17 protein-coding genes are annotated in these 18,778 nt (G+C 47.3%); 6 read left to right on the forward strand and 11 right to left on the reverse strand.

Translation table 11 applies throughout. The features are described 5' to 3' along the window. Window positions 1-2 precede the first annotated feature (2 nt). On the forward strand, window positions 3-590 hold the full coding sequence (locus R7V76_RS08765; RefSeq protein ID WP_318092098.1) for a hypothetical protein: 588 nt from the start codon (window positions 3-5) through the stop codon (window positions 588-590). A 58-nt stretch (window positions 591-648) separates the two neighbouring features. On the opposite strand, the gene R7V76_RS08770 is transcribed toward R7V76_RS08765, so the two are convergent. From R7V76_RS08770 to R7V76_RS08790, 5 genes are all read right to left on the reverse strand, one after another. Beyond that, window positions 649-2,442 (reverse strand): diguanylate cyclase domain-containing protein, encoded by a 1,794-nt coding sequence (locus R7V76_RS08770; RefSeq protein WP_318092099.1) that lies wholly within the window; start codon window positions 2,440-2,442, stop codon window positions 649-651. 134 nt (window positions 2,443-2,576) lie between these two features. Continuing rightward, complete coding sequence (locus R7V76_RS08775) at window positions 2,577-4,472, reverse strand: ABC-F family ATP-binding cassette domain-containing protein (RefSeq protein ID WP_318092101.1); 1,896 nt, start codon at window positions 4,470-4,472, stop codon at window positions 2,577-2,579. 1 nt (window position 4,473) lies between these two features. Continuing rightward, a complete protein-coding gene (locus R7V76_RS08780) occupies window positions 4,474-5,172 on the reverse strand; it encodes a lysophospholipid acyltransferase family protein (protein ID WP_318092103.1) in 699 nt (232 codons plus the stop codon). Between the two features lie 78 nt (window positions 5,173-5,250). Next, window positions 5,251-5,508: a hypothetical protein gene (locus R7V76_RS08785; protein ID WP_012369519.1), complete on the reverse strand. Its 258-nt coding sequence runs from the start codon at window positions 5,506-5,508 to the stop codon at window positions 5,251-5,253. 43 nt (window positions 5,509-5,551) lie between these two features. After that, on the reverse strand, window positions 5,552-5,857 hold the full coding sequence (locus tag R7V76_RS08790; RefSeq protein WP_012369520.1) for a hypothetical protein: 306 nt from the start codon (window positions 5,855-5,857) through the stop codon (window positions 5,552-5,554). A gap of 504 nt (window positions 5,858-6,361) precedes the next feature. Here R7V76_RS08790 and R7V76_RS08795 point away from each other — a divergent pair. The 5 genes from R7V76_RS08795 (at window position 6,362) to map (ending at window position 11,537) form a co-directional block, all read left to right on the forward strand. Next, window positions 6,362-7,216: a S1-like domain-containing RNA-binding protein gene (locus R7V76_RS08795; RefSeq protein WP_214766405.1), complete on the forward strand. Its 855-nt coding sequence runs from the start codon at window positions 6,362-6,364 to the stop codon at window positions 7,214-7,216. A gap of 338 nt (window positions 7,217-7,554) precedes the next feature. After that, the gene (locus tag R7V76_RS08800; RefSeq protein ID WP_318092108.1) at window positions 7,555-9,150 is read left to right on the forward strand and encodes a DEAD/DEAH box helicase; all 1,596 of its coding nucleotides are present in this window, start codon (window positions 7,555-7,557) and stop codon (window positions 9,148-9,150) included. Window positions 9,151-9,245: 95 nt separating this feature from the next. Continuing rightward, window positions 9,246-9,512, forward strand: a complete 267-nt coding sequence (locus R7V76_RS08805) for a hypothetical protein (RefSeq protein WP_318092110.1) — start codon at window positions 9,246-9,248, stop codon at window positions 9,510-9,512. Between the two features lie 73 nt (window positions 9,513-9,585). Beyond that, window positions 9,586-10,776, forward strand: a complete 1,191-nt coding sequence (locus tag R7V76_RS08810; RefSeq protein ID WP_318092112.1) for an EAL-associated domain-containing protein — start codon at window positions 9,586-9,588, stop codon at window positions 10,774-10,776. A gap of 14 nt (window positions 10,777-10,790) precedes the next feature. Next, on the forward strand, window positions 10,791-11,537 hold the full coding sequence (gene map, locus R7V76_RS08815; RefSeq protein ID WP_318092114.1) for a type I methionyl aminopeptidase: 747 nt from the start codon (window positions 10,791-10,793) through the stop codon (window positions 11,535-11,537). A gap of 77 nt (window positions 11,538-11,614) precedes the next feature. On the opposite strand, the gene menC is transcribed toward map, so the two are convergent. The 6 genes from menC to R7V76_RS08845 form a co-directional block, all read right to left on the reverse strand. Next, a complete protein-coding gene (gene menC, locus R7V76_RS08820; protein WP_318092115.1) occupies window positions 11,615-12,694 on the reverse strand; it encodes an o-succinylbenzoate synthase in 1,080 nt (359 codons plus the stop codon). Continuing rightward, entirely contained in the window at window positions 12,691-14,064 is a 1,374-nt protein-coding gene (gene menE, locus R7V76_RS08825) for an o-succinylbenzoate--CoA ligase (protein ID WP_318092117.1), read from the reverse strand. The genes menC and menE overlap by 4 nt, the downstream gene beginning before the upstream one ends. Window positions 14,065-14,137: 73 nt before the next feature. Continuing rightward, window positions 14,138-14,962 (reverse strand): 1,4-dihydroxy-2-naphthoyl-CoA synthase, encoded by an 825-nt coding sequence (menB, locus tag R7V76_RS08830; protein WP_012369530.1) that lies wholly within the window; start codon window positions 14,960-14,962, stop codon window positions 14,138-14,140. A gap of 14 nt (window positions 14,963-14,976) precedes the next feature. Beyond that, window positions 14,977-15,756 (reverse strand): 2-succinyl-6-hydroxy-2,4-cyclohexadiene-1-carboxylate synthase, encoded by a 780-nt coding sequence (gene menH, locus R7V76_RS08835; RefSeq protein WP_318092118.1) that lies wholly within the window; start codon window positions 15,754-15,756, stop codon window positions 14,977-14,979. Then, window positions 15,753-17,399 (reverse strand): 2-succinyl-5-enolpyruvyl-6-hydroxy-3-cyclohexene-1-carboxylic-acid synthase, encoded by a 1,647-nt coding sequence (gene menD / locus R7V76_RS08840; protein WP_318092120.1) that lies wholly within the window; start codon window positions 17,397-17,399, stop codon window positions 15,753-15,755. Before menD ends, menH begins: the two co-directional genes overlap by 4 nt. Continuing rightward, window positions 17,389-18,768 carry an isochorismate synthase gene (locus R7V76_RS08845; protein WP_318092122.1) on the reverse strand — a complete coding sequence of 460 codons (1,380 nt, stop codon included), beginning with the start codon at window positions 18,766-18,768 and terminating at the stop codon, window positions 17,389-17,391. The genes menD and R7V76_RS08845 overlap by 11 nt, the downstream gene beginning before the upstream one ends. Window positions 18,769-18,778 lie beyond the last annotated feature (10 nt).

An 18,778-nucleotide genomic window follows, 5' to 3' on the forward strand; every position in this document is an offset into this window, starting at 1 on the left:
AGATGAATACGGCATTAAAAAAGATGTACCAGGAAGCCGCAACGGCCAGAAGTACTGATTGGGTCGCGTTCATTGAAGAAATTGCAACGGAAGGACGATGGTATTTAAAGGACGCGGAACTGTTCCGTGATCTATTCGTCGATTGGGCAATTTTTTATGAAACGGACGAACAAGGCAAAACACCGCACGGCCGTTTTTTAGAACAGGTCAAGGAAGACATGTCACCAAGTTTGTATCGTGCTTTAAGAGGGTTGGCGGATCCGGTGCCTTCTCTGTTTCTTGTTGAGGAAGACCGGGTCGTCGACATTATGTCAAAACAGACCTATCAGACGGATTTAGGAGAAATTGAAGTCGAACCAGGGGATTTACTGGTCGGTAAACTTCTTTATATCTCGGGAAAGTGGCGCTTTGCGATTGCTTACATGAAAGTCGCCAAAGCATTAGTTCCGGAAGTCCGGATTCTTTTGGCGGATTTCGTGGATGAGGTAGGAGAAGATGCCTTGTTACGCCAATATCCTGAATTTTGTGCCGAGTTAATTGATTTATTGCTCGATATTGAAGAAGGAAACATCGCCCCACGCCCGGAATAACAAAAAACCGGCCTTTCCGTAATCATTCGGAAGGGCCGGTTTTTTTGAGCGGCAATCATTATTCCATTTCGGAACGGTATACACCGATGCCGTTTTTATCTTGATGCTTCACACGATACATGGCTAAATCCGCCTGTTTCAGCCATTGTTCTAAATCGGATTCCAAATCGTGGCGTGCGACGCCGACGCTGGCAGAAACACGTAACCGTTGTCCGTGATACTGGTATGGTTTCGACAACTGATTCAAGAAAATCTTACAGCGTCTTCTTAATGAAACTTCATCTTTCGCCGAGGTCAGCAGAGCAAATTCGTCTCCACCGAGCCGGTAAACCGATTCGTCAGCGGATAATGCGCCGGCAAGACGTCGTGCGACTTCCATCAGAATATAGTCTCCGGCTTCATGACCGTATGTGTCATTAATTTGTTTGAAGCCGTCCAAATCAATCAGGGCGAGATAATTCAAGGCAACTGTTTTTTCATGAAATGCTTTTTCCAACGATCGGCGATTGCCGATGTGGGTTAAACCGTCATGATAGGCATGGTATTCGATTTGCTGTTGACGTGCCATCCGCTCTGTTACGTCATGCAGGATCAAGAAGTGGCCAACGGCAGTATCGCCAATCTGAATCGGGATCGGAATTAATTCGAATTGTTGATTCGCTTCATTTTGATAATGATTCGTCCCTGTTTTCAAGGCAGTTTGAACATGATGCAGTTCGTCAGTCACATAATCAATCGTCATGTCTGAAAGGCCGAAAATCCGTTGAGCAGCCTGATTCGCATAAGTCGGTTCCTGGTCCTGATTAAAGCGAACGATTGGATCAGGATGTCCCATGAACAGCGGGATGACTTGTTGTTCACTGGCTTTGATTTGTTCAGTTCGTCGATCCACCCGTATCGCTAATTGTTCATTCCGGGTATCGAGTTGACGGACGATCGATGTATGTTGGCGTGTGATAAGAATCTGGCGAACAATCAATAAAAATAAGATGACAAAGACATCCTGTTTTTGTCCGTCCTCATCCAGAAAATAGTGAAGGAATAACGGTAAAGATAACAGCGGGAGCCAAGCGCGTTTGACGATCGGCGACTTATTAGCCCCTTCAGCGATATGGTCAATATGCCAAAGAATTGCTGCGCTCTGAGCCAAACGGATAAGAATGGGCGAGAAAACCAGATACTGCATCGTAAATGCCGGAAAATAGACGGACGATATTTCATACAGACCCCGAATGAAAATCGATAAGAACAGTAAAAATAATGTCGTCCGGGATACCCAATGGGTGTCCTGGATAAAGAAAAAGTAAAAGAACACGAATAGACCGAGTGATGTATTAATGATGACGACAAGCGAATAAGGGAACGGATTGACAGCAGGGTCAACCAGTTCATTCAGGATATGAAACGCAACTAAAGCAAGAAAGATGACTAAAATGATGGCATCGATAAAAGCCAAAAGATGTTGACCGAAACTCTTTTTAGAAGCAATCCGGTAGAAAATAGCATACAAAAATAAATAATGAGATAAGGAAAATAAAGCGAGGCTGTAGAGTCCGGAAAAACTTTCGGGCGGACTGAACAAATGAATCGTTTCTAAGACGGATCCGATGACGGATAGACATAAAGAACCGAGCGCAAGCAACCAGAAATTCCGTCTGGGAACGATGAGAAACTGTTCTTTTTTATAGGCGACCAAAATGAAAAAGGCAATCAAGATCAACGACAGATACTGCAGGATTTGTTCGACGATAAGGTTGGGAATCGATTCGTTTGCAGAGGAAATCACTACGAGTAGCGTAGAAATGATCAGCAACGGCGGAAACCATTTTATGAAATAGGGGGATCGTTGCAAGAAACTGCCTCCTCACGTGAAGTGTGTTGTCCTTTTTTTATCATACACTGCTTTTGTCCGGTTCATGTGAATCAAAAAAATAAATCGTATCCGTCCGTCGTGTTGACGAATGGATACGATTCGTAAGAAAAAAATTAGTTTTTATAGTTTTCGTACGCCTCGACTTTTTCGGATAAATAAGTCCAGTATTCCATCAACTGATCGATTTTTGCTTTCGCTTGTTCGATTTGCTGGTAAAGATCGTTGACCTGACCTAAATCACTTCCGGAAGAAGCCAGTTGTTGTTCAAGCGACTCCGCCTGAAGTTCCGCTTCCTCGATTTGAGATTCAATCGTCTTCCAGTCGAGTTGTTCCTGATAACTTAGTTTTTTTGGTGTCTCGGCAGACGGTGCTTCGACGGGCGGCACGTCTTTTACGACAGGTGCCTCGATGACGGACGGGAGTTCCCGTTGCTCTAAATAGTCGGTATATTGTCCGTAGTACGATACGATTTCACCGTTTTCAAATGCTAATAACCGGTTGACGACACGGTCAAGGAAATAGCGGTCGTGACTGACCGTGATGACGGTTCCCGGGAACGAGTCCAGGTAATCTTCCAACACGGATAACGTTTCCGTATCCAAATCGTTGGTCGGCTCGTCAAGGAAAAGAACGTTTGGTTCATCCATTAAGATGGTGAGCAGTTTCAACCGTCGTTTTTCACCACCGGATAATTTACCGATTGGTTTGTATTGTGCTTCCGGCTTAAACAAAAATTGTTCCAGCATTTGACTTGCCGTGATTTCCTGACCGTCCAGGGTCGTGATGACTTGGGCGATCCGTTCGACTTCTTCAATGACCCGGCGGTTAGGGTGACTGAATTCTGCGAATTGACCGTAGAAGCCGACTTTTACCGTTTCGCCGTGGATCACTTCACCGCTCGTCGGTTCCAGACGCTTGGCAAGAATGGATAACAAAGTGGATTTTCCACTCCCGTTTCGTCCGACGATTCCGTATCGTTCCTTACGGCCAAATAACCAGTTGAAGTCGCTGAACAACGTCCGGTCACCAAATTGCTGACTGATATCAACCGCTTCGATGACTTTTTTACCGAGTCGGGTGGAGCCGACCTGGACTTCGAGCGATGCTTCGTCTTCTTCGTAAGACAGTTCTTGCAGAGCATCCACCCGTTGAATGCGTGCCTTTTGTTTGGTCGTCCGTGCTTTCGCTCCGCGGCGCAGCCAGGCGAGTTCCCGGCGGAGGATGTTTTGTCGTTTTTCTTCCATCGAGGCTGTCCGTTCCCGGCGCTCCGCCCGTTTCTCGAGGAATGATTCATAATTGCCGACATAGAAGTAAGCTGTTCCGTTCGCGATTTCCATCATATGATTCGTAACACGGTTCAAGAAGTAACGATCGTGGGTGATCAGTAAGATTGCCCCACGATATTCCTTGATTTGCGATTCAAGCCAAGTGATCGTTTCGGCGTCAAGTTCGTTGGTCGGCTCATCGAGGAGTAAGAGATCGGCTTCGTCGAGTAATGCTTCAGCCAGTCCGACCCGTTTTCGTTGTCCGCCTGACAAGGAACCGATCGTAGCTTCAAGATTCGTGATGCCGAGTTTATTTAAAATCATTTTGAGACGGGACTCCGTATCCCAGGCGTTCGCAGCATCGATTTCTGTTTGTGCGCTGATGAACCGTGTCAGTAACATTTCATTTGCCGGATCCTGCTCAAGAGCCAACCGTGCAACCTCATAATGACGAAGCGCATTGATGGTGGGGGTATTACCGGATAACAAAACCTGCATGACTGTTTGATCTTCCGGATAATCCGTTGACTGCGAAAGCAGGCGGATTCGGTAGTCATTCGGATGTTGAAGCTCACCTGAGTCCGGTGTTTCTTGTCCGGCTAAGATATGAAGCAACGTTGATTTTCCGGTACCGTTGACACCGATGATTCCAATCCGGTCACCGGGACTTACGGAAAAGGTGACATCCTCGAATACAATTTTATCGGCGAATTCTTTTTTTAGTTGATCGACTTTAAGTAACATGTCAGACTCCTTCTACAATTTCCTTGATTTGTTGTTCGACCAGAACGACCAGTTCTTTTTGCGACATGGGTGTCGGATCGATCGGTTTTAAAATCGTCACATCGACGGTCGCCGGTCGAATGCGTCCGGTTTCCTCCATGACACGATAGCTTCCCGAAATCGCAATCGGAACGACTAATGCTCCGCTCGATGTAGCCAGTGTAAAACTGCCTGCCTTAAACTCGGCGACAGGTCCTCCTTTAGAACGTGTGCCTTCCGGAAAAATAATCATCGATTGACCATCTTTAATCGTGTCGATTCCGGCCCTTATGGCTTTGAGGGACTGTCGGCGATCTTTGCGGTCAATCATGACACATCCCATCAGATTCATCCAGACATTCACAATGGGAATCTTGTTCACTTCAATTTTTGAGATGAAGGCTTTTGGTTTGTCGATTTTTCCGAGGAGGATCGGGACATCAAAATTACCTTGATGATTAGCGATGAAGACGACCGGTTGATCGGCTGGGATGTTTTCTTGACCCGTCATCCGGACTTTGACTCCGGCAAGCCGGAGTAATGAGTTTGCCCAGGCATGCGCCACTTTTTGTGTATAGGCGTAGCGTGCGGCGTGCGTTCGACGTTTTGCCCCCGGAAGAAACGGTAATGTAAGGGGTAGAACCAGTCCAAAATGAATGAACCAGATGATTGTGCGTAACATAGTGGCATCAGACTCCTTTTTTTGCTTTCAATGATTATTGTACAAAAAAAGACCGGGTATCGCACCCAGTCTTCGTCATTATTCCCAATAACGAGGTTCCGACTCTTCTTCGGTTTCTCCAAGTTCAAACGTCAAACGACGGGTCGTTGGGTCAATCGAGAAAGAAGCGTTAGTATTATCAATCTGTTTGATTTCCATCGACTCCTCGTCAAGGATCAATGTCAGTCGGACCTTATCTTCGTGATCGACAAGCAGGACGCCGTCTTCTTTTAACCACAGGTCGATGACAGGCGAGTAACGAAGGGTCCAACCGTTGGATAAGGGAATTTCATTCATAATGACTCAGTTCCTCCTAATAATACGAAGTTAAAGCGGTTCTTTATTTATCATGCTGTTCTGTCGCCGATAATGCAAGTGGTGGAATGGATTCACGTTGATCGTAAGACAATTGATACGACTGTTCCCGTTTTTTCATCCGTTCATACTGCTTTTTGACTCGGCGATGCTGCACATATTCATGATAGGACTGGTGAGATGTCCGAAGGAGCTGTCTGAAGGAAGAGAGCGATAAGCAGATGGCGAGTGTAAAAACGAATACACCGATTGAATCCGTATAATAGCCGGTCGTATAACTTAAATATGTACTGATGAGACCTGTAAACGTTGTGAAAAGGTAAAACCACATGACATGCCCTCCTTATTTAGATGATGTACATCTTCTAAAGAATTCGTGACGAAACCGTGATTTCCTGTATCGCCCTGTAAAACTTCGGGAAAAATAAAAAAATCCACACGCTTAGTGTAGATTTTATGGAGTGTCAATATGTTGAAGTGCAGGTGTCTTTGGAGACAGGTCTGTACTGTTCGAACCTTCTGCAAAAACGATTCCGATCGTTGCGAGGAATGCAAAAAAAGCAAATACCAATGTTTTTGTGAAGCGTCTTGCGAAAGAACGCGATTGAATGTTATGAAACATGTTTTTCCCCCATATTTAACTAAACTAAACCTTCTTTTTCCTATTGTTTTATCATATATCTTTTTTTCGAAAAAATCACTCAAATCAGAACCGTTCACAAAAATGTCATATTTGGTCACTTTTGCTTCATGTCGGAGAGGGGAGGAAAAAGAGTATAGTATGATAGGTGATACGCAGGAACAGATGGAAACAACAGAAGGGAGATGACCACTCATGGCATTACGCGCAGGACAGGTTGTCACATTAAAAGTAGAACGAGAAGCAGAGTTTGGTGTTTTCTTAAGCAACGGGGAAGAGGACATCTTACTTCATAATAATGAACAAACAAAAAAGCTCGAACTTGACGAAGAAGTGGAAGTATTTCTTTATCAGGACAACGAAGGGCGGCTCGCTTCTTCGATGACGATTCCGGAAGCATCGTTTGAAGACTATGTCAAAACGACGATTAACGGTACGCGTTACAATACAGGCGTATTTGCAAACATCGGTATTCAAAAAGATGTCTTAGTATCTCTTGATGATTTGCCGCAACGCCGGACATTTTGGCCGGAAGAAGGAGATCAACTCTACATTCGTCTGAAACATGACCAAAAACTTCGTTTACTCGGAGATCCGGCTCCCTATGCGTATTTCAACTTACGGGCAAAACCAGCACCGGAAGAGTGGAATAACATGGATGTCGAAGGACTTGTCTTTGCTCAGCGGGATCCCGGCGTCAACGTCTGGGTCAATGAACAGACGATTGGTTTTCTCCATGAACAAGAGATGGAACGGTGGCCGCGACTTGGAGAAGTTATGAAATTACGGGTGACAAATGTGAAGCCAGATGGTACAGTATTACTTTCAGCAAGACCACGTGCTCACGAGGCAATCGACATCGATGCGGATTTGATCATGAATCACCTGCTTGAACATGGTGGTCAGATGTCGTATGGTGATAAGACACCTCCTGAGACGATTGATGAGGTATTTGGCCTAAGTAAGGCTGCCTTCAAACGTGCTTTAGGTCGATTGTTGAAAGACAAAAAAATAGAAAAACATGAAACGGGTATTCGGTTAACGAAATAAGTTAACCAACTTCAGCCTACGTTTCGAATAAATAGTTAGGAATTCATCATTTTGGTGGTTGCGGCTGGTACTTACCGGCGACCATTTCCAAATAAAACCCCATCACTAGTGGGGGCAAACGGCGCGAATTCAAGCGTTGTACGGTCCGGGCATCATGCCTTTCCCTCGCCCTTATGGCAACGATTATGATGGTGACTTCCCTAAACATTATTATACGCAGAAATAGCCCCTATCTTTAAGGAAGAGGTTCTGCTATAATAGGTAGTCGATTGTATTCGTTACGGTAGCGTCTGTTTAGTGGCAGACGCTTTTCATATGACAAAGGAGAGTATTTAGCATTGACAACATTTCGTGAATTAAATCTTAGTGAGGCACTTATCAAAGGTGTCCTAAAAATGGGCTTTGAAGAAGCAACTCCAATCCAAGCAGAAACAATTCCAGTCGGTCTTAGCGGCGTTGACTTAATCGGTCAAGCACAAACAGGAACAGGGAAAACAGCTGCATTCGGTATTCCAACGATTGAGCGTCTTGACGCAAAATCGCGCCATATCCAAGCATTGATCCTTGCACCGACTCGTGAGCTTGCGATTCAGGTTGCAGAAGAATTAAACCGCATTGGTGAAGTGAAACGTGTTCATGCCTTGCCAGTATACGGTGGTCAGCAAATCGACCGTCAGATTCGTGCGCTTCGTAAGAACCCGCAAATCGTCGTTGCGACACCTGGTCGTCTAATGGACCACATGAACCGTAAAACATTAAACCTTGACCACGTCCAAACAGTTATCTTGGATGAGGCAGATGAAATGTTGAACATGGGCTTCGTGGAAGATATCGAAAAAATCTTGGGTACACTTCCACCAACTCGTCAAACACTTTTATTCTCTGCGACAATGCCGCCGCAGATTCGTAAAATCGCAGATCGTTTCATGACGACTCCGACTCACATCAAAGTAAAAGCAAAAGAAATGACTGTCGAAAACATCGACCAATCATTCATCGAATTAAAAGAAAACCAAAAATTCGACGTACTTTGCCGCTTGATTGATACGGATTCTCCGGAACTCTCAATCATCTTCGGTCGTACGAAAAAACGTGTTGATGAGATGACTGAAGGACTTGTCCAACGTGGATACACGGCGGACGGTTTACACGGTGACTTAACACAAGCAAAACGTGACCAAGTTATCCGTCGTTTCAAAAAAGGAACAATCGATATCCTTGTAGCTACAGACGTAGCGGCACGTGGTCTTGATATTACAGGCGTTACACACGTTTACAACTTCGATGTCCCGCAAGACCCGGAAAGCTATGTTCACCGTATCGGCCGTACTGGTCGTGCTGGTAAAACAGGATCAGCGATTACTTTTGTTACACCACGTGAATTCGGTCAGATCAAAACGATCGAACGTGTTACAAACAAAAAAATGTCGCGCCGTCATGCACCGACGCTTGATGAAATCCTAGAAGGTAACTTGAAACTTGCTGCACAAGAACTGATCAAACGTGTAGAAGCGAAAAACTCACAAGAGTATACAACACTCGCTCAAGAACTTCTTGAAGAGTATGAAGCAGTTGAGTTGATTTCAGCAGCGCTCAAAGGATTAACGAAAGAGCCGGACGCAACGCCAGTTCAAATCTCGTCAATCGAACCAATCCGTGTTAAACGTTTTGGTAGCAACGGTGGCGGTGGTAACCGTCGTCCTTACGGTAACAAAGGTGGATCAGGTTCTGGTTCTTCTTCTAACCGTAGCAGTGGCGGATACCGTGGCAGCAACCCACGTGGTGGGGAGCGCCGTGAAGGCGGTCGTCCTTCTGAAGGAAACCGTAGTTCTTCTTCAGCATCATCAGATCGTCGTGAAGGTGGATACGCTGGCCGTAACCGCAGTGAAAGTGATCGCAACCGTGGTGGACGTAAACCACGTTTTGAAAAGTAAGAAGTTTGAACCGATTTGTCACAGACAAGTCGGTTCTTTTTTATGAAATCTCGTGCTAAAATGAGCAATGAACGATATAGAGAGGGCGGAATTTTGTGTATATTACCTACGCTTTGGCATTTATTTGTCTCATTGTGCTAGTCGTCGCGACAAAACAGATCAGTGAGCGGACGACGAAAGGGCACTTCCGTTATATTCCTTTAGCAACGCTTCTGTTTGGCGGGATTATCTTTCTTGTCTTGGCGATTGGAAAAGGTGGGGCAACCGGTATTCAATACGGCGTGCTGAGTATTATCTATTTAACGGCGACATTTGGTGTCTATTTGTACATCGCAGTCAGAAAAGATACGACCTTATTTTAAAGACAGGACCTCTCTGATTACAGAGGGGTTCTTTTTTTGATAAGATGGAACAAGAGAAAAGGGGGGCAGAAGAATGGATGCCTTAGATGTCATTGTTCATCCGGAACAAATTGAAGCTTGGTTTCAGCCGATTGTCGGAGCGGCGCCTTTTAAAGTAGAAGGGTATGAAATCCAATCCCATTTCCGGGGAGAACCGTTAAAACCGTTTTTTCAAGAAGATGATGTACCGATTGAATACCAACTCGAAGTGATGAGTCATGTCATTCGACATGCCTTTCAAAAAGTACCGACGGATGCCCATTCGTTTGTTTTGGTCCGCTGTCGCCCGGCCTGGTTGTTTGAGAACGGCGGCGAAGATTTTTTAAGTATTCTGCGTGATGCCCAAATCGATTTTCCGGAAGACCGATTATATGTCACATTGACGGATGTTCAGGTCGATGATTTTGACCGTCTTGGCCGGATTGTCGCCTATTATCAAAATTCCGGTTTGAAGGTAGCGTTAGACCGGGCGGAAGCAACGAGTCTCGAACGGGTGTTTTCGATGTCGCCGGACATGTTGATTGTCGATTTGGCATCGATGATTGAGAAAAAAACGGTCTCGGCCAGTTATCCGCATTTATTGCAGACGATGGAACATCTCTGCGATCAGCTGGGGGCTCCGCTGCTGTACAAAAACATCAGTCACCTCGGTCAATTGCGGTATGCCTGGCAGCACGGCGGACGATATTACATGGGGAACCTACTCGGTGAAACGACGCCTGACTGGGTGACGACTTGCCCGGGAATGGACATTCTGCTGCATGAGGTTCCAATGTTTTATAAATATGACCGGGAACAGATGAACCGGCTGTTTCAACTCGAACAGGACTGGACCGTTCGATTCAACGAATATTGCCAGTCCATCAGGCCGGAGGAAGACCTCGACAGCTGGTTGTTGATGTTAGCGAAAAAGATGGAGCCGGAATTTATTCGATTCTACATCACGGATGCGAACGGGTTCCAGCAGTCATCAAACATCAGTAAAAAAAGCGGCGAATGGAAACGTTATTCGTTTTATCAAGGATACAATTGGAGTTTCCGACCGTATTTCATCCGTACGACAGTAGCAATGGAACGACGGCATACCGGTTATTTATCCGACCGGTACGTCGACTTCAGTTCCGGGGATCAGACACGGACCTTCAGTATGCCGCTGAATAATGGGATGTTCTTATTTGCTGATATTTCAGCAGACTATTTATATCAAGAACGATTGAGTGAATGAGGAGGAAATAAATAATGTTGGATTATGATTACGATGCATTACGTGAAATCGGACGGATTGTCGCGATTGCACGCGATGAGATGGCAGATGCCGTCAAACCGGGGATTACGACGAAAGAATTAGACGACATCGGGGCACGGATCCTGAAAGAACACGGGGCGGAATCGGCACCGATCGTCATGTATGACTTTCCGGGAGCAACTTGTATCAGTGTAAATGAAGTAGCAGCACATGGTATTCCGGGAGCGTACGTCATCAAAGAGGGGGACATTGTCAATGTCGACGTCTCAGCCGTAAAGAATGGTTATTACTCCGATACCGGCAAAACGGTTATCGCAGGACAAGCCCGTCGCCCGGAAGATGTTCGGTTGGTCGAAGTTTCGTTGTCCGCCCTTGAAAAAGGGTTGGAGAAAGTAAAGGCCGGAACGAAGGTCAATCAGATCGGGAAAGCGATTTATGCCGAGACACGGAAAAGCGGCTTTACTGTCATCCGGAACTTGGCGGGACACGGTCTCGGAAAGACATTACACGGCGAGCCGGAATCGATTTCGAACTACTTCAGCCGCGAGGAAAATGATTTGTTGAAAGAAGGACAAGTCATTGCCGTCGAAACATTTATCTCGACCGGCGACGAGTTCTGTATGGAAGATGAGAAAGACGGGTGGACCTTATATACACCAAATAAAAGTCTCGTTTCGCAATTTGAACATAGCGTCATCGTCTTAAAAGACGGATATGAGATTTTAACGAAAGTCGATTGATTCAAAATCTGTGAATGACTGAAAATAAAAAGGAGTATCACATCCCTTGATTAAAACGGGATATGATACTCCTTTTTTTAAAGAGTTTTTGTTGAAACAGCCAATCGGTCGAGTCGTTCCTGAGAAACCGGATGTTCTGCATACCGGATGGCTCCGTTTTCGACGATATAGTCCTGTTCAAGAAGATCTTCCGTGAAGTACTGATCGGTCCCCGACATATCGATGGGATAAGCGAGACCTGCTAAAGTGGCAAAAGCCAGCGTTTGGCGTCGTCCGATCCCGCTTTCGAACATCCCGCCTAACCAATACGAGGATGTCATCTCCCGAACATCGAGTGCTGCTGTCAGACCGCCGAGACGGGCCGGTTTGATGTTAATGATGTGACCGGCCTGCAGTGTCCGCATCAGTAAGGCATCTTGTGTCGTCTGGATGGATTCATCGAGACAAAGCGGTGTCTTCAGTAAGGAGGCGGCATGCTGATGACTTAACCAGTCGTCAGCAGGAAACGGCTGTTCCATCATCAGCATCGAAAATGTATCCCACTCTTGAAGGAGCGGCAAATCAGCTAACTGAAAACTTCCGTTGGCATCAAACATTAACGGAGCATCCGGAAAAGATTTGCGAACCTGTTCCAAAACTGCAGTATCCGTCGGAGCGAGTTTCAACTTAATCCGCTCGAATCCATCGTTTAATGCTTGACCTACCGCTTCCACCGTTTGCTCGGCCGAGGAGCGGCCAAGTGCTTTTCCGCACGGAATCGACCGGTTTTCGTCGCCCCCCAGGTAAGCGGCAAGAGAGGTCTGCTCTGCTTGGGCAAATAATTCATGAACAGCCCCGTCGAACATGGCTTTTGCCATCTGATTCCCTTTAATCGGCTGAAAGCGTGCAGGAACGGCAGCGGGCGAGGATAAAGGTGTTGCAGCAAGCAACCGGTACAGGAGGGGAGACAAGGCACGAAGAGAATCCTGTGTTTCTGCCGTGTACCAAGGTGTCTCAAAAGCAACGCCTTCCCCGTAGCCGATGCGTCCTTCCTGGTCGGTCAGCCGCAAAATGGTTGTCCGTCGTTTCGACAACGTAGAGATGGCGGTCTGCATCGGCTGGCGGAACGTCAGATAGACGTCAAACAGCTCCGCACTGCGCAGGGTAATCGTCGTCATAGCGACTCCTTCAGCTGGCGCCGAATTAGTTTACCGTTTGCATTGCGCGGTAATGTGTCACGGTAAAAGTAGCTGACGGGACATTTGTATTTGGCCAGTAATCGTTCCATTTCATGCCGGACATCGGTTTCTGACAGCGTACTGACGATGAAGGCGACCGGTACCTGACCCCAGACCGGATCAAACCGTCCGACGACACCGGCTTCTGCGATGCCGGAGATCGATAATAAGGCGGCTTCGACTTCTGCCGGATAAATATTTTCACCGCCGGAAATGATCAAGTCGCTTCTTCGATCCAATACATACAGGTAACCGTCGGCATCGATCCGTCCGAGATCACCGGTCTTCAAATAGCCGTCAGCAGTAAAGGCAGCGGCTGTCGCTTCCGGATTAGCGAAATATCCGTTCATGACAGTTGGTCCCTTGACTTCAATTTCCTGATACCGGTTGATTCGGATTTCCGTCGGAGCGATGGCTTTACCGGCAGAACCGATTTTCCGGATGGCTTCTTCCGGTAGGAGTGTCGCCACTTGCGAAGCAGTTTCGGTCATACCATATGTTTGCATGACGGGAATGCCGCGGTCTAACGCCCGTGTCAGAATCGGTAACGGGACAGGCCCTCCGCCCGTCAAAACAACGCGTAAATCAAACCGTCGTAATCCGGCTTCGAGCAACCGATCCAACATGACGGAAACGAGAGAAATATGTGTGATGTGTTCTGTCTGGATCCATGTAATAGTCTTGTTCGGTGAAAAATGAGGCTCAAGGATAAGTGGAACACCATAGATGACGGAGCGGTAAACGACGGCGAGACCGCTCATATGAAATAACGGCGTGACGACCAGGAACCGGTCATCCGGATAGGAGCCGGTATGACGGGCCGCATTCATGGCACTTGAAAAATGATTGAGCATCGTCTGTTCGACCGCTTTTGGCCGCCCGGTCGTTCCGCTTGTAAATAACATCGACTGAATATAATGTTTTGGCATATGCCGGACGAGAACATCAGGTGCCGGCTTCACGACATGAAACGGTAGCCGTTTAACCGGTGCATCGATCGGGCGATCTGAGATGACGAACCGGACATCAGCTTGCTGGAGTTGCATGTGAACTTCTGTTTGGCTCAGACGGACATTGATCGGAACAATCGTCAATTCAAGCAATTGAGCCGCATGGACAGCAATGATATAGCTGCTGCTTGAAGGACCGTACAAAGCGATACGGTCACCGCGTGACAACAAGGGAGCCCAGGAACTGGCGAGTTCATGCGCTTTTGTATAAAGGGCAGACCAGGTCAGACGCTCGTTGTCCGTGATGAGGGCAAGGTCATCCGGTTGTTCTTTGGCACGCGTGTAAATCCAAGGATACACGGATGGTCACTTCCTTTCTGAATGATGATACGAAAAAGGTTCAAACGTCTTTCGACATTGAACCTTTTTTGTATTATGGGAATCGTGGGAACTGTCCGAAGTCAGGATCACGTTTTTCTTTAAACGCGTCACGGCCTTCTTTTGCTTCCTCTGTCGTGTAATAGAGTAACGTTGCGTCACCTGCAAGTTGTTGAATACCTGCAAGGCCGTCTGAATCGGCATTAAACGCAGCTTTTAAGAAACGAAGTGCTGTTGGTGAATGCTGAAGAATTTCAGAACACCATTGGATTGTTTCTTGCTCCAAATCAGCCAGTGGAACGACCGTATTGACGAGACCCATGTCAAGTGCTTGTTGGGCATCGTATTGACGGCAAAGGTACCAGATTTCACGTGCTTTTTTATGACCAACGACGCGAGCGAGGTAACCGGAACCATAACCAGCATCGAATGAACCAACTTTAGGACCAGTTTGTCCAAATTTGGCGTTGTCTGCTGCGATCGTCAAATCACAGACGAGATGAAGAACATGTCCGCCACCGATTGCATAGCCCGCTACCATAGCGATGACCGGTTTCGGAATAACACGGATCAGACGTTGTAAATCAAGGACGTTTAAGCGTGGGATTTCATCCTCACCGACATAACCGCCATGTCCGCGGACTTTTTGGTCGCCGCCTGAACAGAAAGCAAGGTCGCCTTCACCAGTCAAGACGATGACACCGACGTTTTGATCGTCACGTGCACGTGAAAAAGCATCGATCAATTCGTGAACCGTCTTCGGACGGAAAGCATTCCGGACTTCGGGACGGTTGATTGTGATTTTAGCAATCCCATTCCATTTTTCATACTTGATGTCTTCGTAGCTACGGGCAGCTGCCCATTCTGGAACGTATCTCATTTCAATTCCCCCATTTAGTTAATTAAGAGTAGTTTCTCTACTATTGTAACAAACTTTTCCGGTTGGTCGATATGTGGGGCATGTGATGCACCTTCAATTAAATGAATTTTTTCCGATGGAGCGGCTTCGATGGCAATTTTTTTAAATTTATCATCGTCGTTTCCGACAATCCAATCAATCGAGGAAGTGTCAAGTAAATGCCAGACCGGAGCCATATTGCCGGTTCCTTGAGCGATCAAAGAAGCGGCCAGCCCTTCCGGTGATTGGGCAAGGCGTCCACGGCGAATCGATTCTTGTACTTCAACCGGCAGATGACGTTGGCTTGCAAACAGCGGGAGCGACTCCCAATAATCGATGAAATCGGCTAAACCATCTGTTAGTAAACGATTAGCAAGACGCCGGTCGGCTTGACGGCGTAATCGTCGCTCATGTGCCGACCGGAGACCGGGAGTTGTGCTGACAGCAATCGTCTGCTTTACCTGTTTCGATGTCGCAGCAAGCAGAAGCGCGATTCGTCCGCCCATCGAATAACCGAGAACGGACCAGTCTTCATCACGGGTCGCAAGCAAACTTTTTAAATCTTTTACTTGTTCCGTCAAGCGCATACGTTGATAAGGTGCAGCAGCGGTACGGCCGTGGCCGAGCAAATCAATCCGGTAAACGGTATAGTCTGACTGCAACCGGCTTCCGAACAGATCCCATGTGGCACTGCTCCCGGTAAAACCGTGCAACAGCAGCAGTGGCGGACCGCTTCCGCTGATCTCGACATGGTATTCCTGATGCCGCAGTTTCATCGGAATGTCTCCTGCAGTGCCTCGTTCGTCTGCTCCCAAATCGAGCGGTGCAGACGGACGTTCTCCGGACGGTCGGTGATGATTTCCAAGACCCGTGTCGCAGTCGCTTGGTGTTGCAAGGTCGACTGAAGATGCGTAATCGAGGAAATCCGTTCATACTCGACACCGTAACCGGCAGCGAGATGACTGAAATCAACGTCTTGTGCTGTTCCAAACAAAGGTTCGAACAAAGCCGGATCGAGATTTTGTTGCGGCAGGAAACTGAAAATCCCGCCACCCGTGTTATTCACTAACAGAATCGTAATCGGAACAGTCCGCGCCATCAGCAATCCGTTGATATCATGCAAGAACGCCAGATCGCCGACAAGCAGATAACGATTTTCGGCTTCAAAGGTCGCGCCGAGAGCACTTGAAAGAATGCCGTCAATACCATTGGCACCCCGGTTCGCAAGAATACGAAGCGGTGTCCCCATCGGTAAAAAGGTATCCAAGTCCCGAATCGGCATACTGTTCGAAACAAACAGACTGCCGTCTGTTAAATCATTTAATGCCCGGACGACATTGTATTCCGTCAGCTGATTGGCATCCAGAGAAGAAAAAACAGTCTGTACGGTGTTCTCTGCCCGTTGCAGGGTCTCGAGATAAGAGGTTTCATGCACGGTGACAGGAGCAGTTTTCAGTTGGCTCGGATGACCGCTTAAAAAATGAGCCTGCAACTGGGGATCGCGCCAGTTTCCGGGATGGCCGATGACTGTCGTCGGAATTCCTTTTGACCAAAGCAGATACGGTTTTGAAGTCGGCATCGCACCGAATCGTAAAATGTGTTCCGGTCGGATTTTATCGTGAATCGCCGTTGCCTTTAACCACGTATCGTAATAGCCGAAAACCGTATCGTTGGCAGAACGGCGCCCTTGACTCAAAGGATCGGCTAAAACAGGAATCCGTGCACGGTCTGCATAGTCCAGAATGATTTGTGTATCGGCAAGAGAAATTTGAGGTCCGATGACAATCAAAAGACGCGGGATTGATAAAATTTCAATGAGTTTTTCGGTATGTTTTTCTGCTTGTGGTTGATCCGGTTGTCCGACGGGTTGACCCGTTCGTAAGAGATCCAGTTCTGGAATTAATGGTTCCCGAAGCGGAATATTGATATGAACCGGACCGGCGGGCTCTGAAAGCGCGAGGAGGACGGCTCGTTCCGCCGCGTGCTGGACGTAAGGAAGAGCAGTCTCTTCCGGTAACGGCAAATCAAAAGAATGCCGGACCTGTTTCCCGTAGAGGGCGACTTGATCGATTGCTTGGGGCGCACCGACACCACGTAATTCGTGGGGACGATCCGCTGTCAATACGATCAAGGGCAGCTCGAAAATGTTGGCTTCCGTCACGGCGGAATAATAATTCGTAGCTGCTGTTCCACTCGTACAAATCAAGGCGACCGGGCGCAAGACATCCTCCGCCCGTGTCAAACCAAGGGCAAAAAAACTAGCCGACCGTTCGTCGATGAGGACGTGGGTACGGCTAAAAGGGTGAAGAAAGGCAGCGATGGCAAGTGGTGTCGAACGGGATCCGGGACTGATGACGAAATCCCGGACACCGCTTTTCACCAAATTATCGATTAATGCATGCATCCATTTACTCAACATAAATATCATCCTTTTCTATCGTACAGAGATGCGACAGCGCCTGCAGCATCGGTGATAGTTTCGTTTCGGTTTCCTCGAGTTCACTTTGAAGAACGGATCCTTCGACGAGTCCGCAACCGGCATAAAGAACAGCCGAGCGATCGGTAAACAGACCGGAGCGGATGGCGACGATGAATTCACCGTTTTCCTGTCCGTCCATCCAACCAACGGGAGAACCGTACCAGCCGCGCTCGAACGTTTCGATTTCGCGGATGGCGGCGACGGCTTCCTCTTTTGGTTCTCCACCGAGAGCGGGTGTAGGGTGAAGTTTTTCAATCAGCTGAAAGAGACTGACTTCAGGTGACAGCGTAGCGTTGATCGGAGTGTACAGATGCTGGATGTGGCGATTCTTCAGCAACATCGGTTCATCCGGTTTGTCGATCGTCGTTGAGAGTCCTTGAAGTGTCTGTTCAATCGAATCAACGACAATCGCATGTTCGTGACGGTTTTTGTCGTCTTGTAACAGCGACTGTCCGAGTGCGGTATCTGTCGTCTCGATGGCATGTCGAGGAGCAGATCCGGCGACGGCGGCTGTCTTAAGTTCAAGACCGGATTTTAAAATCAATCGTTCCGGTGTCGCACCAAGGAAAGCTTCGTCTGCCGTTGGTTGAAAGAAGAAGATATAGCTGCCCGGCTGCGATGATTCGAGTTCCTGGACAAGTCCTGCCAAGTCGATTGGTTGATCAAGTTCGTAGACGACTTCACGGGCCAAGACGATTTTTTTGAGTGATGTTTTTAAGAGTTGTGTCGCTTGATGGAAAGAAGCTTCGAAAGCATCATTTCCGTCACGGGTCAGTCGAATCCGGGTCACAAACCGGTCGGATTTTGGAGTATGCAGTTCTGCATATTCGACAGCCAACTGATTGAGGATTTTTTCTGCGTTAGATTGCGGTTCAACGAACGCAAAAACCGTTACCGTCGTACGACCATCTTGTTCCAGGTAAAGATACTTCGGAATGGTCATTGATGCTTCTCCAAAAGAAGACCAACGAAATTCAGTGTGTTTCAGTTCCGAAAAAGAGAAGCCGCAAAAGGCAAATAAATCGGTGCCGACATGATCCCGATTCAAATTTGACCACATGGACTGCATCCGTAAAAATCGGTCCTGTCCTGCTGTTTTTAATTGTTGCGTAATACCAAAACCGATGGCGCGCATCGATCGATCAGGTGTCGTAAAATAAAAGCGTTCTTCTGTCCCGAATGACAGTGCACTAACATCCTGCGCCTCGACATTCCAAGAATACGCGGCGATGATAGACCGTTGATATGCATTCGCATGACCAACAGCACGTTCAATACATTGTTTAAGCTCATGTTGAGCGTAGGCCATACCGCTCATT

Source organism: Exiguobacterium artemiae (assembly GCF_033342815.1).
Classification (GTDB): domain Bacteria; phylum Bacillota; class Bacilli; order Exiguobacteriales; family Exiguobacteriaceae; genus Exiguobacterium_A; species Exiguobacterium_A artemiae_A.

Coding starts and splice junctions, on each gene's coding strand:
- R7V76_RS08775 (WP_318092101.1), bottom strand. CDS start 4,472: ATGTTACTTAAAGTCGATCAACTAAAAAAAGAATTCGCCGATAAAATT.
- map (WP_318092114.1), top strand. CDS start 10,791: ATGTTGGATTATGATTACGATGCATTACGTGAAATCGGACGGATTGTC.
- menB (WP_012369530.1), bottom strand. CDS start 14,962: ATGAGATACGTTCCAGAATGGGCAGCTGCCCGTAGCTACGAAGACATC.
- R7V76_RS08845 (WP_318092122.1), bottom strand. CDS start 18,768: ATGGCCTACGCTCAACATGAGCTTAAACAATGTATTGAACGTGCTGTT.
- R7V76_RS08780 (WP_318092103.1), bottom strand. CDS start 5,172: ATGTTACGCACAATCATCTGGTTCATTCATTTTGGACTGGTTCTACCC.
- R7V76_RS08790 (WP_012369520.1), bottom strand. CDS start 5,857: ATGTGGTTTTACCTTTTCACAACGTTTACAGGTCTCATCAGTACATAT.
- menC (WP_318092115.1), bottom strand. CDS start 12,694: ATGACGACGATTACCCTGCGCAGTGCGGAGCTGTTTGACGTCTATCTG.
- R7V76_RS08795 (WP_214766405.1), top strand. CDS start 6,362: ATGGCATTACGCGCAGGACAGGTTGTCACATTAAAAGTAGAACGAGAA.
- R7V76_RS08765 (WP_318092098.1), top strand. CDS start 3: ATGAATACGGCATTAAAAAAGATGTACCAGGAAGCCGCAACGGCCAGA.
- menD (WP_318092120.1), bottom strand. CDS start 17,399: ATGTTGAGTAAATGGATGCATGCATTAATCGATAATTTGGTGAAAAGC.
- R7V76_RS08810 (WP_318092112.1), top strand. CDS start 9,586: ATGGATGCCTTAGATGTCATTGTTCATCCGGAACAAATTGAAGCTTGG.
- menH (WP_318092118.1), bottom strand. CDS start 15,756: ATGAAACTGCGGCATCAGGAATACCATGTCGAGATCAGCGGAAGCGGT.
- R7V76_RS08785 (WP_012369519.1), bottom strand. CDS start 5,508: ATGAATGAAATTCCCTTATCCAACGGTTGGACCCTTCGTTACTCGCCT.